Raw genomic sequence first — 13,525 nt, 5'->3', positions numbered from 1 at the left:
TTCCGCTCGCGTGAATATGCCCGTCGCCGATTCGCGGGTCCTCGTGTCCGCGCCGCGCGGGGACCGCTGATGAGCGCCGGACGTCCCGCGCCGGAGTTGCCCGAGCCGCTGTCGCCGATCGTGGACGCGCACACCCACCTGGACGCCTGCGGCGCGACCGACGCGGCCTCCACCGCGGCGATCGTGGACCGCGCCGCTTCGGTCGGGGTCGGCCGGGTGGTCACCGTTGCCGACGACTTGGCCGCCGCGCGGTGGGCGGTGCGGGCCGCGCACTGGGACGAGCGCGTGTTCGCCGCCGTCGCGCTGCACCCGACCAGGGCGAACGCGCTCGACGACGACGCGAAGGCCGAACTCGAGCGCTTGGCCGAGGACCCGAGGGTGGTCGCCGTCGGCGAGACCGGCCTCGATTACTACTGGCCGGGCAAGCTGGACGGCTGTGCCGACATCGAGACGCAGATCGAGGGTTTCCGCTGGCACATCGACCTGGCCAAGCGGGTCCGCAAGCCGCTCATGATCCACAATCGCGAGGCCGACCACGACCTGCTGACCGTACTGCTGGACGAGGGCGCGCCCGACAGCGTGATCTTCCACTGTTTCTCCTCGGACACGAACATGGCGCTGTCGTGCGTGGCCGAGGGGTACATCCTCAGTTTCTCCGGGACGGTGAGTTTCAAGAACGCGCACGAGTTGCGGGAAGCGGCCAAGGTCGTGCCCGACGATCAGATCCTGGTCGAGACGGATGCGCCGTATCTGACCCCGCACCCGTTCCGTGGAGCGCCGAACGAGCCGTACTGCCTGCCGTACACCGTGCGAGCGCTGGCCGAGTTGCGCGAGCAGGATCCACTGGAACTGGCGAAGATCACCACCGCCAACGCCCGTCGCGTCTACCGCATCTGAGCGAGGCGCCGGAGGCGCGCGTATCCGCAAGGGCACTGTCGAATGCCCGCACGGGGGCAAGGTATGCGAAATGTGTCCTAAGTCACTTTTGGTATGTCGTTTCGTGATTTACCTGCGCTGTCGATATTTGATCGTGATATTGAAAAGGCGCTGTTCCTGAGCTTGCTGTTGTCGGCGCCCGACCCTCTCGTTATCGTGCTGTGACCATGTCCCCCTTCACGCGGATCAACCAGTCGCGTTCGCCGCTGCTGCACATCGCGGTCGGCGCGTTGCTGCTGACGTTGATCGTCGGCGCCGGTCTCGCGATCATGAATCGCAAGACGGTCACCGTCGTGGTGGACGGCGAGAAGCTGTTCCAGACCACGATGTCGCCGGACGTGCGTGGCGTACTGAAGGCCGCGGGTTTCGCCGTGACGGAGCGGGACAAGGTGGCCCCCGCCCTGGCCGCGCGCATCGCCGACGGCGCCACCATCACGCTCAACCGCGCGCGCGAAGTCGCTCTGTCCGTGGACGGGATGACGCAGAAGGTGTGGACCACCGGGGTGACCGCGGGTGAAGCGCTCGAGCAGTTGAAGATCCCGAAAGAGGTGTACGTCTCACCCGCGCGCGACGAGCGGCTCCCGCTGCAGGGCGCCGCGCTGTTGATCGCGACTCCGCGCATGGTCTCGCTGCTCGACGGCCTCGGCAATCCCGTGGACGTGCGCGCCGCGGCGCCGACCGTCGGCGAATTCCTGAAGGTGACGGGCATCCCGCTGATCGAGCAGGACTCCGTCGAACCGGACGCGTCCACCCCGTTGACGAACAATCTGCGCATCACCGTGACGCGCAAGCGGGTCGAACAGCACACCGAGACGCTGCCGCTGGATCCGCCGGAGAACGTCATCGAGGACCCGACCCTGAACATGAGCCGCACGGTGGTGGAATCACCCGGCTCGCCCGGCGTCCAGAACGTCACGTTCGCGGTCACCATGGTCAACGGTCAGGAAGTGGACCGTAAACCGGTCGCCACGACGGTGACCGTCGCGGCGGAGCCGAAGACCGTCCGGAAGGGCGCCAAGCCGGGCACCGAGGTGCCGCCGGTGCGCGACGGCGCGATCTGGGACGCGCTCGCGCGTTGTGAATCGACCGGCAACTGGTCGATCAACACCGGCAACGGTTACTACGGCGGCGTGCAGTTCGATCAGGGCACCTGGGAGCGGCAGGGCGGCCTGCGCTATGCCCCCCGCGCCGACCTGGCCACCAGGGAAGAGCAGATCGCCATCGCCGAGATCACCAGGCAGCGGCAGGGCTGGGGCGCTTGGCCCGCGTGCACCGGCCGGCTCGGCATCAACTGACGCGGGACCTGGGGCCCCCGGGCATCGCGTGCGGAGCAGACCGCCGAGCGTGAATCGGCGCGCTGACCGGGTGCGGTACACGACCGGCTCGTCGTCGAAGTCGCCGACTCCGTCGCGCCGAACGTATCGATGAAACGGCTCCCGGCCTCCGGCGGCTGTGGTCGGTACCCATCGATTCTCGCCGGGCGCGGCGCTGCTCGGAGGTCGGCATGAGTCCGGTGTCCACCTGGCGGGGGAGACGTCGCGGCCCGGCCGATCCCGCGGTTGATAGATTCTCGAGGTGTCCGAACCTGAAATCTCCGCTCGTGGGAGCGCTGCGCTGCTCGGGCCCGCCGAGGTGCGGGTGCTGGCCGAACGGTTCGGGGTGCGGCCGACCAAGCAACTCGGACAGAATTTCGTGCACGACGCGAACACGGTGCGACGGATCGTCGCGGCCGCCGGAGTGGGGCGCGGGGATGTCGTGCTGGAGGTCGGGCCCGGTCTCGGGTCACTGACCCTCGCGCTGCTGGACGTGGTGGACTCGGTGGTCGCGGTCGAGATCGATCCGGTACTAGCGCGGCACCTTCCGGTGACCGTCGCCGACCGCGCCCCCGAGTTGGCGCAGCGCCTGTCGGTGGTCGAGGCGGACGCGTTGCGCGTCGCCGCCGCGGATCTGCCCGCCGCCCCGACCGCGCTGGTGGCCAATCTCCCGTACAACGTGGCGGTGCCGGTGCTGCTGCATCTGCTCGGCGAGTTGCCCGGTATCGCGGTCGCTCTGGTGATGGTGCAGGCCGAAGTGGCCGATCGCCTGGCCGCCGAACCCGGCAGCCGCACCTACGGTGTGCCCAGTGTGAAAGCGGGCTTCTATGGGACTGTCCGGCGCGCGGGTGCGGTCGGCACTCAGGTGTTCTGGCCGGTTCCGCGCGTCGAGTCGGGGCTGGTCCGGGTCGATCGCTTCGCGGAGTCGCCGTGGCCGATGGACGCCGAGCACCGCCGACGTGTCTTCGCGGTCGTCGACGCGGCGTTCGCGCAGCGCCGCAAGACCCTGCGCGCGGCCCTCGCCACGTGGGCGGGCTCACCCGCCGAAGCCGAGCGCCGCCTGCTCGCGGCGGGCATCGCTCCCACCGCCCGCGGCGAGACCCTCGATACGGCCGCCTTCGTCCGCTTGGCCGCTCAGGCATAGCCCTTCGCTTACGGCAGTGGCTCCCCGCATGTTCATGTGCGGGGAGCCACGCGGGTGTGCGAAGACCGGGTCAGACGGCGACTTCGTAGCCGGCCTCGTCGACGGCGGCGACGATGTCGGCGGCGGCGATCGGCGCGGTGCTGTCGACGCGGACCGCGCCGCTGGCGAGGTCGACGTCGACGCTGGTCACGCCGTCGATCTTGCCGATCTCGGTCTTGACGGAGCTGACGCAGTGCCCGCAGGTCATCCCCGTGACGGTGTAAGTGGTGATGGGCATGTCCGACTCCTTCACATCCTGTTCAATACGGGCGGGGGGTATCTCCAATACGAAAGATACCCCCTAAGGGTATACGGCGCAAGGCGGCTCACACGCCGTCGGCCAGCTCCAGCCAGCGCTCCTCGGCCGTTTCCTTCTCCGCGAGCACCTGCTTCAACTCCGCGCCCAGCGTAACCAGCTTGTCCGGATCGGTGGCCGCGTCGGCGAGCGCGGCGTGCAAACGCTGCTCGCGATCGGACAACTTGTCGATGGCGCGCTCCAGGCGGGTCAGCTCCTTACGGGCCGCGCGGTAGGTCGCGGAATCGGTGGCCGAAGCATCGGCGGGTTTGGCCTCCGGCGCGCCGGCGCGGGTCCGGTTTTCGGTGAGGGACGCGCGCCTGGTGAGATATTCCTCGATGCCGCCGGGCAGGTTCGTGAGTTTGCCGTCGCCGAACAGAGCCCACGTCGAGTCGCAGATCCGCTCGATGAGGTACCGGTCGTGACTGATCACGACCAGTGTCCCCGCCCAGTTGTCGAGCAGGTCCTCCAGTTGCTGGAGGGTGTCGATGTCCAGGTCGTTGGTCGGCTCGTCGAGCAGCAGCACGTTCGGCTGGGACATGAGGATGCGGGTGAGCTGCAGGCGCCTGCGCTCGCCACCGGACAGGTCGCCGACCGGCGTGCGCTGGCGGGCGGGCGTGAAGCCGAGCCGCTCGGCCAGCTGCCCCGCCGAGATCTCCTTGTCGCCCAGCATGATCCGCTGCGCCACCTGCTGCACCGCCTCCAGTACGCGCAGGTCGGTCGGCAGATCGTCGAGCTCCTGGCGTAGCCAGCCGATCTGGACGGTCTGGCCTTGGACGCGCTTGCCCGAGGCCAGTATCGAGCCGTTCGCGCCGGTGTCTCCGGCCAGGGCGCGCAGCAGCGTCGTCTTGCCCGAACCATTGACGCCCACCAAGCCGACACGCTCGCCCGGCGCCAGCCGCCAGGTCAGGTCCCGCACGAGTTCGCGGCCGTCCGGCGTGGTGAGCGTGGCGTCCTCGAGTTCGACGACGACGCGGCCGAGGCGCTTGCGGGCGAAGGCGGCCAGCGAGACGCTGTCGCGCGGCGGCGGCACGTCGGCGATCAAGGCTTCCGCGGCTTCGACCCGGTAGCGCGGCTTGGAGGTGCGCGCCTGAGGGCCACGCCGCAGCCAGGCCAGCTCCTTGCGGGCAAGATTGCGCCGCCGGGCCTCCGACGCGTCCGCCTGGCGGGCGCGCTCGGCGCGCGCGAAGATCCAGTCGCCGTAGCCGCCCTCGTAGCTTTCGACCTTGCCGCCGACCACTTCCCAGGTGTTGGTGGCGACGGTGTCGAGGAACCAGCGGTCGTGGGTCACCACGACCAGCGCGCTGCGGCGGCTCAGCAGATGCGCGGCCAGCCACTGCACGCCCTCCACGTCGAGGTGGTTGGTGGGCTCGTCCAGCACCAGCAGGTCGAGTTCACGCACCAGCGCGGCGGCGAGCGCGACCCGGCGGCGTTCACCGCCGGAGAGATTGTCCACCGACGAGTCCAAGCCGAGATCGGCGATGCCGATGCCCTCCATCACCGAGCGGATGCGCGAGTCGGCGGCCCATTCGTGTTCGGCGACCTCGTCGGTCATGGCGTCGTCGGCCAAGCCTGCCAGCACCACCGAACCGACCGTCGCGCCCGCGGGCAGCACGCCACGCTGGGTCACCACGGCCATGCGCAGGCCGCCGAGCCTACTGACCCGGCCGCTGTCCGGTTCCTCGATGCCGGTGAGCACCTCGAGCAGGGTGGTCTTGCCGCCGCCGTTGAGGCCGACGACACCGATCCGCTCGCCCGCGTGCACGCCGAGCGAAACGTTGTCCAGCAGCGGCTTGATCCCGAAGCTCTTGTGGACCTGTTCGAGATTGATCAGGTTGGACATGGATCCTTCCGTGTCTTGCGGGGGCAACCCGATGATCGCCCCGGGCCAGCGTACCGACCGCGTCCGACCGCTCGTACTCCCGCCGAGCAGCGGGGACGCTTGCATGACGAACGGTGTTCGTTTAAGTTGATCTCCCGAACGAACATTGTTCGTTCAGGACACCGATCCGGCGCTCCCCAGAAGTACAGCCGCAGAGTGGGACGCCCGCCTCGCAGCGAGGTGTCGGCGGGCGGCACCGTTCCCATTCCGTTTGTTTTCTGGAGGATCCCATGCACGTCGGTCTCGGCCTGCCCATCTCCGACCCCGCCGCCCTGCTCGACTGGGCCCGGCGCGCGGACGCGGGGCCGTTCCGCACGCTCGGCCTACTGGACCGGCTGGTCTACGACAATCCCGAACCGCTGATCGCGCTGGCCTCGATCGCCGGTGCGACCACCCGAGTCAAGATCCAGACCGAAGTGCTGCTCGCGCCGCTGCGCGACCCGGTGCTGCTGGCGAAACAGGTCGCCACGCTGGACCGCATGTCCGGCGGACGTCTGGTGCTCGGCCTCGGCGTCGGCGGCCGCGCCGACGACCACATCGCCTCGGGTACCGACCTGCGTACCCGCGGCCGCCGCCTCGATGAGCAACTCGCGCTCATGCGGCGCCTGTGGTCCGGGCAGCCTTTCAGCGCCGAGTGCGGGCCGATCGGCCCCGCGCCGCTGCGGCCGGAAGGACCCGAGATCCTGTTCGGTGGTTTCCAGCCCGCCGCACTCGAACGCGTCGGCCGGTGCGGCGGAGGCTTCCTCGCCGCCGCACCGCCTTCCTGGGCCGGCAAGCTTTTCGACACCGTGCGCCGCTCCTGGACGAACAACGGCCGGCCGGGTGCGCCGAGAATCGTCGCCCAGGTCAATGTGGCCCTCGGCCCCGACGAGGTGATCGAAGACGCCCGCGCGTCGATGGGCGCCTACTACGAGTTCAGCGACTACACCGAAGGCATGCTCGCCGGCATGCTCACCACGCCCGCGCAGATCCGCACGACCGTCGCCGAATTCGGCGATCTCGGCGCGGACGAGGTGATGTTCTATTGCTACGGACGCGATGCCGATCAGATCGACCGGCTCGCCGACGTGCTTTCCTGACCATCCGCTGTCCACGCCGCGCGCGTCCTCCCTGGGTCCGAGCGTTGCGCGGAAGGACGCCGCGGGCGCCGACGAACCGCGCGCGGGTTCTCCCAGCGAGCCGTCGCGCCCGTCCGGACGTGCGACGGTCAGTGCTTCCCGGACGGCTCGCCGCTGAGAATGCGCGCACCCGGCACGGGGCCGCTGGCCGTCCGCACGCTGCGGCAGACGCCCGCGCCCGCGAGTTCGGCGGCCACCGAGATCGCCGATTCCTCGCTCTCGCAGAGGAAGGCGCAGGTGGGCCCGGAGCCGGAGACCAGTCCGGCCAGCGCGCCGGCGGTGACCCCCGCGCGCAAGGTGCGGCGCAGTTCCGGCCGCAGCGACAGCGCCGCCGCCTGCAGATCGTTGCCGAGCAGGGGTGCGAGCTGGTGCGCGTCGCCGGAGGCCAAGGCCTGCATCAGCTGCTGCGGCTCGCCGAGCCGAGGCGGTCGCCCGTGCTCGCGCAGCCGGTCGAGTTCGGCGAAGACGGCCGGTGTGGACAGGCCGCCCTTGGCGAAGGCGAGCACCCAGTGAAAGGTGTTGCGCGACAGCACCGGCAGCAGGCGTTCGCCGCGGCCGGTGCCCAGCGCGGTGCCGCCGTGCAGGGCGAACGGGACGTCGCTGCCGAGTTCGGCCGCCACCGCGCCGAGTTCCTCCCTGGACAGTCCCAGGTCCCACAGCTCGTTCAGCCCGACCAGCGCGGCGGCGGCGTCGGCGCTGCCGCCCGCCATGCCTCCGGCCACCGGGATGCCTTTGGCGATGGCGATTTCGACCAGGGGAGCGCGGCCGCCGAGATGTGCGAGGCGGACGGCCGCCTTCCACACCAGATTCGTCCGGTCGGTCGGCACGTCCGCGGCGCCCTCTCCGGTGACCCGCACGGCCAGTGAAGCCGACGGAGCGATCTCCAGATCGTCGCTCAGCGACAGCGCTTGGAACACCGTGGTCAGGTCGTGGTAGCCGTCGGCCCGCAGGTCGCCCACTCCGAGATGGAGGTTCACCTTCGACGGCGCCCGCACGGTGACGGGACTCGGCACTACTGACAGCACGGTGCTCAAGCCTAATGGGAGTAGCCGGGCGATGCCGTCGGTGTGGCTCACGTCGGGGGAGCCGGCGAAGGCTGAGCGAACTCCGCGCGTTACAGCAGTCCGCCGCCGGTGGCATCGATCCACTGCCCGGTCACCCACCGCGCGTCGTCGGAGGCGAGGAACCCCACGACGTCGGCCACGTCCGCGGGCTGCCCCACGCGCTGGAGCGGGGACATCGCCGCCACCTCCGCCTGGGTTTCGGCATTGCGGAGCCAGTTCGCGTTCATGTCGGTGTCGATGATGCCCGGCGCCACCGCGTTCACGGTGATGCCGCGGGCGCCGACCTCTTTGGCGAGCACGGTGGTGAAACTATCGATCGCGGCTTTGGTCATGGTGTAGGCGATCAATTGCGGCATGTACGCCCCGTGGGTCAGGCCGGTGGAGATGTTGACGATCCGGCCGCCGGCGCGCAGCCGGTCCAGGCCCAGGCGAGTGATGAAGAAGGGCGCTTTGGCGTTGACCGCGAAGACGCGGTCGAAGGCCGCCTCGTCGGTTCCGGCGATCGGCTCCCGGATGCCGTCGATGCCCGCGTTGTTCACCAGGATGTCCAGCCCGTCGGCGTGCGCGTCGAAGGCTGCCCACAGAGCCCGCGCGTCACCGGGCACGCCCAGTTCGGCCCGAATGGCGAAGGCCGCGCCGCCCGCCGCCTCGATCGCGGACACCGTCTCCTTCGCGGCCTGCTCATCGTTGTTGTAGTGGACCGCCACCCGCGCGCCGTCGCTGCCCAGCCGTTCGGCTATCGCCCGGCCGATGCCCCGGCTGCTTCCGGTCACCAAGGCGGTCTTTCCAGTCAGTGCGCCCATCGCGCACCCCTTTCTCTAGCGGTCGCTACAGAAAAACACGGTAGCACATTGTCTAGTGATCGCTATAGAATGTCGATATGGGTACGACGACCCGGGGACGGCCGCGATCCTTCGATCGGGACGCGGCGCTGGAGAAAGCCATGCGGCTGTTCTGGGCGCGCGGGTACGAGGCCACCTCGATCGGCGACCTGACCGCGGCCATGGGCATCGGCGCACCGAGCCTGTATGCCGCGTTCGGCGACAAGAAGACGCTGTTCGAGGAGGTGGTCGCGAATTTCGGGGGGCGTTACGGCGGATTCGTCACGCGGGCGCTCGCCGAGGAGGGCAGCGCCCGGGCAGCGGTCGGGCGCATCCTGCGGGAGGCGGCGACGGAGTACACCCGGACGGACTGCCCGCACGGCTGTCTGGTGATCAGCGCGGGCGTCAACACCACCAGCGCCGAGATCGCCGATCTCCTGCGCGACATGCGCAATCGGAACATCGACACCTTCGCCGCGCGGATCCAGGCCGACATCGACGCCGGCGTCCTGCCCGACCACCTGGACGCGCGGACTCTGGCCCGCTACGTCGGCACGGTGATGCAGGGCATGTCCCAGGCGGCGCGGGACGGCGCGAGCCGCGACGAGTTACGAGGGGTGGCCGAGCTGGCGCTGCGCGGCTGGGGAGCCTAGTGCCCCGAGGCGCGGCCGTCCTGCACCACCACGGGCAGGCAGGTACGCACGAAGTCAGCGCCGAAGTCGGTGAGCACCACGCTGCGATAGATCACCTTGGTGCCGAAACCGGACCGCTTCAGGATCTCTCGCACCGGCGACTGCGCCTCCAGCAGCTGGTACCGGTTCGGATTGCCGACCGGCTCGCGCGCGTGCTCGACCAGGCCGAGCCTGCGCAAGTTGGTCAGGTACTGCTGGATCCGATTGGGGAAGCGCAAACCGGCGTGCTCGCCGATCAGCGTGAGCATCGAGCCCAGGCGTTCGGAGCCGAGCGCGCGGGGACGGCCGGTGCGGATGTCGATCGAGGGCTGCGGACCGTCCAGACGCAGGAAGCGCAGAATGCGCGCCTCGTCCGGGGTCAGCTCGGCGAGCATGCCCGCGAAGGCCGGGTGGTTGTCGTCCTCGCCGTGCGGGCTGGCCGACAACCGCAACAGCGCGGCGCCCTGCTCGCGCAGCGTGGGCACGGCTTCCTGCCCGGGCGGTTCCGCGGCGGATGGGAGGCCGAGCGCTTTGCGCATCGCGTCGCGGACCTCGGCCTCGGCCTCGGCCAACACTTCTCGCGGCGGCGCTCCCTCGATGCTTCGCCGCACCACGGTCGAGGTGACGCCGACCGCGGTGCCGACGCTCCAGGAGGTCACCTCGGTGACGGCGCTCCAGGCGACCCGGGCGACGCCAGTCGCGGCACGCACGGTGGCCACGGGAACCGTTGCACGCCTCGGGGATCGGTCGGTGCGAGCGATGTCGGAAGCGGGCCGCCGAGCGATGTCGTGCGACGGCTCGGCGTTCGCTTCCGTCGCATCGCTGTGCTCGACGGCCTCGAGATCGCCGTCGTCCGGATCCGCTACAGCCATGATGTCGCCACTCCCGTTCCGAAGATCAGGATATGAGCGTATCCGGCGAACAGCCCCAGCACGCCGCCATGGACGAAAAGAAGCCACTCGTCTTGCTTGATGGCCGCGCGGAGCATGTCGACGAAATCCGGTGGCGACAGCATCGCCATCTGCCTGGCGATGTATTCGTTGATCTGCCTGCCCTGGCGGACGTTGAACTCCGGGTCGGCGAACGCGATCGGCGCGATGGCCATGGCTTCGCTGGTGAAGGTCGACTGCAAGGAGTCGTATTCGCGGCTGCCCAGCATGAACTTGACCGCGGGGCGCGCGGGGCCGAGCGCGCGGTCGGCGGCCGGTCGCAGCGTGTCCTCGAGCATCTGCATGGTGCGGTCCGAGCGCGGGCCGTTGAGCAACTCGTCGCCGATATTCGCCACGGTGATCACCTGGCTGGAAACCAATTCCGCGTATCCGTCGGTGATTTCGGACTTGCGTTTGATCAGCAGGCCCTGCCGCCACGGCGCCCACCACTTCGGATAAGCGGGCGCGAAGATCATATTGATGCCGATCCAGTTGACCACCCATCCGATGATCACGCCGCCGATCGGCAGTACCACCAGGCTGGACCAGCCGGTCAGATGCAGGGCGGCGACCAGCAGCGCGCCCATCGGCGCGCCGAAGTAGAAACCGAAGTTCTGCATGAATCGCAGTTCTTTTGCCCCGAGCACCTGGAACAGGGTGTTGAGCAGATGCGGCCGAGCCTGGAAGTAGCGGATCACCATCTGCTTCACATCGAGCAGCTGATCGATATTCGCGCCCAATTCCTCGGTCAGCTCGCGCAGGATCTCCGGCAACTGCTGGCGCACCCTGGCGTGCACCATGTCGCGCACCTGGGCGGGCAGGTTGTACCAGAGCTGGGGATGCTCCCGGCGCAGGATGTCCTCGACGATGTCCTTGATCTGCGCGTCGGCGATGCTGGCCAGATGCTCGGCCAGTTTGTCCGGCTCGAGTTCCCGGTAGAAGTCCGAGACGCTGCCGAGTTTGGCCAGACCCTTGTCGACCGCGATGCTGGCCATCTTGTCCGCGCGCGACGGGACGATGCCCTGCCAGCCGAACCGGCCGTCGTAGCTGAGCAGTGGGAGAACTTGAATTCGTTTGGGAAGGAACGGATACAGTGCGCGCAGGCCGGGAACTCGGACACCGTGGAAGGCGACCGGCTTGAACAGCATGAGCACGCCGGTCCAGTTGGTGATGTAGCCGATGACCCCGGTGAAAAGGGGTATGGTCACGAGCTCGAGGAGGATCGTCGGGTGGATTCCGAATACGCTCTCTAACACGACACCCTCCTGCCGATACACCGGTGATCGCCGCCTCACCGGCACCCAAAACTAGCACCCCCTCGACGAAGAAACGCTATTGCGCGCCGCGTGCCGGTCGCACTGTCCGAGTCAGGTGGTGCGAATGACCGGCGACACAAGGGGAAGTAATCTGTGGGACGGATTCGTTCACCCGGCGACATCGGAGAAAACGTGGCAGACGACAGAACCGGACAGGACGTGGCCCGTGCCGCTTCCCGCGCCGTCGAGCGCAGTTCGGATGTCGAACAGCGGCAGATCAGCAATGAGGCACGGCTGATCCGCGGCGTGTTCCGCGCGGCCGGACTGGCCGCGGGCACCGTGGCGCGTGGAAGCCAGTGGGCGGTCGGCACGACCTACGAGGTCACCAAGGAGATCACCCAGGCGGCGCTGGACGGGGAATCCTCGGCCGAGATCGCCGAGCGGACCGGAAAGGCGTTGCGTTCCATCGCCCGCAGCGCGCTGGGCGTCACCGAGGGCTCGGTCCGGGAAATCGTCAGCTACGTCCCGACCTCCAACGGTCCCGCCTCGCAGCAGGCGCTGGCCGTCGGCTCCTACTTCCGGTCGGCGAGCACCGAGGAACTGCGCCGCCGCGGTGACGCGCTGCTGGCCAGGTCGGCCGACGTCTACTTCACCGAGGACGTGCACCCGGCCTACGACCGCATCCTCGACCAGCTCGCTCCCGACGAGGCGCGCATCCTGCGCTTCATGGCGCTCAACGGCCCGCAGCCGTCGGTCGACGTGCGCACCAACCGTCCGCTCGGGATCGGCTCGGAACTGGTGCAAGGGGATCTCACCTCGGTCCCGGAGCAGGCGGGCGTGCGCTACCCGGACCGCGCGCGGTCCTACCTGATCAACCTCAACCGCCTCGGCCTGACGCTGACCTCGGACGATCCGGTGGTGCTGAGCCGGTACATGGTGCTCGAGGTGCAGCCGGTGGTGGAGGCGGCGCTGAAGAAGGCGGGCCGGGCGCCGAAGATCGTCCGCAAGAGTCTCCGGCTCACCGAGTTCGGCGAGGACTTCTGCCGCACCTGCTTCACCATCGGAAGCTGACATCCCGAGTTGATCTTCGCCGGAATGTTTCCCCTTACCGTGATAGCAATCTGATACAAGTCTCCCAATCCGGCACTCGGGATGGGATTGTTGAGGGTATGGATCAGCGAATCGGCGGGCAGGGGCGCGGCGACCCGGGTTTGGGCATCGCTGGGCAAGCGCGGAACGACCGGGGCACTGGCTCCGGTGGACAGCAGCGCGACGACCCGGGTTTGCACCCGGGCCGGCAGGAGCGCGGCGGGGTGGGAATCGATCCCGGTGGACCGGAGCCGGGCGAACAGGACATCGACCCGGGCGGGACGGGTCAGGGGCGCGGTCGGCGGGCGACGAGCACCGGTGAGCGCGATCCCGGCGACAGCGCCGATGGGCGGCTGCGCTTCGACGCGGGCCCGATCGACTTCGGACAGGTGCGCGACGATCCGCGGTCGGGTCGCGGCCGTGGCAACGAGGAGCGGGAGGTGGACGACGTATCGGCGATCTCCCGGCTGAAGTACCGGTACCTACGCACACTCGACACCAAGTCGTGGGACGATTTCGCGGACACCATGATTCCGGAGGCGACCGCGACCTACAGCGAATATCTCCAGTTCGAATCCCGTGAGGCGTTCATCGCGTTCATGCGCAACACGCTCGGGCCGCACGTGATCACCGAGCATCGCTGCGACCACCCCGAGATCGACGTCGAGGGCGACACCGCCAACGGTACGTGGTACCTCGCCGACACGGTCCTCATACCGGGCCACAACATGCTGCTGCGCGGCGCGGCCTTCTACACCGACCGTTACGTCCGCTGCGACGACGGACGCTGGCGGATCTCGCACACCGGTTACGAACGCACCTATGAAGTGGTGCTGTCCCTCAGCGACCTGCCCAGCCTGCGCCTGACCTCCAGCCGCTGGGGCCTGATCGCGAAAGAGGACGGCATTTCCTCGGTCGAACGCGACCCCGGCGTGCCGCCGCTGCGGCCGGAGTCCGAGGCAGGCTGA

General features: G+C 69.1%; 13 protein-coding genes. 7 read left to right on the top strand and 6 right to left on the bottom strand.

Translation table 11 applies throughout. The annotated features are described in order from the left end of the window. The first annotated feature begins 69 nt into the window (after positions 1–69). The 3 genes from GVY39_RS26365 (at position 70) to rsmA (ending at position 3,393) form a co-directional block, all read left to right on the top strand. Positions 70–897: a TatD family hydrolase gene (locus tag GVY39_RS26365; RefSeq protein WP_159929234.1), complete on the top strand. Its 828-nt coding sequence runs from the start codon at positions 70–72 to the stop codon at positions 895–897. A 206-nt stretch (positions 898–1,103) separates the two neighbouring features. After that, positions 1,104–2,231 carry a resuscitation-promoting factor gene (locus GVY39_RS26360; protein ID WP_159929232.1) on the top strand — a complete coding sequence of 376 codons (1,128 nt, stop codon included), beginning with the start codon at positions 1,104–1,106 and terminating at the stop codon, positions 2,229–2,231. Positions 2,232–2,511: 280 nt separating this feature from the next. Beyond that, positions 2,512–3,393, top strand: a complete 882-nt coding sequence (gene rsmA / locus GVY39_RS26355; protein ID WP_159929230.1) for a 16S rRNA (adenine(1518)-N(6)/adenine(1519)-N(6))-dimethyltransferase RsmA — start codon at positions 2,512–2,514, stop codon at positions 3,391–3,393. A 70-nt stretch (positions 3,394–3,463) separates the two neighbouring features. On the opposite strand, the gene GVY39_RS26350 is transcribed toward rsmA, so the two are convergent. Next, on the bottom strand, positions 3,464–3,670 hold the full coding sequence (locus GVY39_RS26350; RefSeq protein ID WP_159929228.1) for a copper ion binding protein: 207 nt from the start codon (positions 3,668–3,670) through the stop codon (positions 3,464–3,466). An 88-nt stretch (positions 3,671–3,758) separates the two neighbouring features. Continuing rightward, positions 3,759–5,570 (bottom strand): ABC-F family ATP-binding cassette domain-containing protein, encoded by a 1,812-nt coding sequence (locus tag GVY39_RS26345; RefSeq protein ID WP_159929226.1) that lies wholly within the window; start codon positions 5,568–5,570, stop codon positions 3,759–3,761. 269 nt (positions 5,571–5,839) lie between these two features. Between GVY39_RS26345 and GVY39_RS26340 the strand changes: the two genes are divergently transcribed. Continuing rightward, positions 5,840–6,688, top strand: coding sequence for an LLM class flavin-dependent oxidoreductase (locus GVY39_RS26340; protein WP_159929224.1), 849 nt, complete (start codon positions 5,840–5,842; stop codon positions 6,686–6,688). A gap of 128 nt (positions 6,689–6,816) precedes the next feature. Here the strand turns inward: GVY39_RS26340 and GVY39_RS26335 are convergent, their stop codons facing one another. Together GVY39_RS26335 and GVY39_RS26330 are read right to left on the bottom strand one after the other, a co-directional pair. Further along, the gene (locus GVY39_RS26335) at positions 6,817–7,752 is read right to left on the bottom strand and encodes a 4-(cytidine 5'-diphospho)-2-C-methyl-D-erythritol kinase (RefSeq protein WP_159929222.1); all 936 of its coding nucleotides are present in this window, start codon (positions 7,750–7,752) and stop codon (positions 6,817–6,819) included. A gap of 89 nt (positions 7,753–7,841) precedes the next feature. Further along, the gene (locus tag GVY39_RS26330) at positions 7,842–8,594 is read right to left on the bottom strand and encodes an SDR family oxidoreductase (RefSeq protein WP_159929220.1); all 753 of its coding nucleotides are present in this window, start codon (positions 8,592–8,594) and stop codon (positions 7,842–7,844) included. Between the two features lie 77 nt (positions 8,595–8,671). On the opposite strand from GVY39_RS26330, the gene GVY39_RS26325 reads away from it, so the two are divergent. Beyond that, positions 8,672–9,265: a TetR/AcrR family transcriptional regulator gene (locus GVY39_RS26325; RefSeq protein ID WP_159929218.1), complete on the top strand. Its 594-nt coding sequence runs from the start codon at positions 8,672–8,674 to the stop codon at positions 9,263–9,265. Here GVY39_RS26325 and GVY39_RS26320 read toward each other — a convergent pair. Next, positions 9,262–10,155 carry an Abi-alpha family protein gene (locus tag GVY39_RS26320; protein ID WP_159929216.1) on the bottom strand — a complete coding sequence of 298 codons (894 nt, stop codon included), beginning with the start codon at positions 10,153–10,155 and terminating at the stop codon, positions 9,262–9,264. The two genes, GVY39_RS26325 and GVY39_RS26320, sit on opposite strands and share 4 nt — an antisense overlap. Then, positions 10,146–11,420 (bottom strand): DUF445 domain-containing protein, encoded by a 1,275-nt coding sequence (locus GVY39_RS26315; protein WP_223520691.1) that lies wholly within the window; start codon positions 11,418–11,420, stop codon positions 10,146–10,148. The genes GVY39_RS26320 and GVY39_RS26315 overlap by 10 nt, the downstream gene beginning before the upstream one ends. 240 nt (positions 11,421–11,660) lie before the next feature. Between GVY39_RS26315 and GVY39_RS34650 the strand changes: the two genes are divergently transcribed. Continuing rightward, complete coding sequence (locus tag GVY39_RS34650; protein WP_159929212.1) at positions 11,661–12,539, top strand: Abi-alpha family protein; 879 nt, start codon at positions 11,661–11,663, stop codon at positions 12,537–12,539. A gap of 458 nt (positions 12,540–12,997) precedes the next feature. Beyond that, positions 12,998–13,525 (top strand): nuclear transport factor 2 family protein, encoded by a 528-nt coding sequence (locus GVY39_RS26305; RefSeq protein WP_159929310.1) that lies wholly within the window; start codon positions 12,998–13,000, stop codon positions 13,523–13,525.

Origin of the sequence: Nocardia sp. CY15, assembly GCF_009829295.1 — a bacterium.
Classification (GTDB): Bacteria; Actinomycetota; Actinomycetes; order Mycobacteriales; family Mycobacteriaceae; genus Nocardia; species Nocardia sputi.
Note: the sequence above shows the minus strand (reverse complement) of the source record. Positions and strands in the feature narration are given on the sequence as shown.

What these genes read in the sequence shown, in the direction of transcription:
- GVY39_RS26365 (WP_159929234.1), top strand. Translation starts at nt 70, where the DNA reads ATGAGCGCCGGACGTCCCGCGCCGGAGTTGCCCGAGCCGCTGTCGCCG.
- GVY39_RS26360 (WP_159929232.1), top strand. Translation starts at nt 1,104, where the DNA reads ATGTCCCCCTTCACGCGGATCAACCAGTCGCGTTCGCCGCTGCTGCAC.
- GVY39_RS26350 (WP_159929228.1), bottom strand. Translation starts at nt 3,670, where the DNA reads ATGCCCATCACCACTTACACCGTCACGGGGATGACCTGCGGGCACTGC.
- GVY39_RS26345 (WP_159929226.1), bottom strand. Translation starts at nt 5,570, where the DNA reads ATGTCCAACCTGATCAATCTCGAACAGGTCCACAAGAGCTTCGGGATC.
- GVY39_RS26340 (WP_159929224.1), top strand. Translation starts at nt 5,840, where the DNA reads ATGCACGTCGGTCTCGGCCTGCCCATCTCCGACCCCGCCGCCCTGCTC.
- GVY39_RS26330 (WP_159929220.1), bottom strand. Translation starts at nt 8,594, where the DNA reads ATGGGCGCACTGACTGGAAAGACCGCCTTGGTGACCGGAAGCAGCCGG.
- GVY39_RS26325 (WP_159929218.1), top strand. Translation starts at nt 8,672, where the DNA reads ATGGGTACGACGACCCGGGGACGGCCGCGATCCTTCGATCGGGACGCG.
- GVY39_RS26320 (WP_159929216.1), bottom strand. Translation starts at nt 10,155, where the DNA reads ATGGCTGTAGCGGATCCGGACGACGGCGATCTCGAGGCCGTCGAGCAC.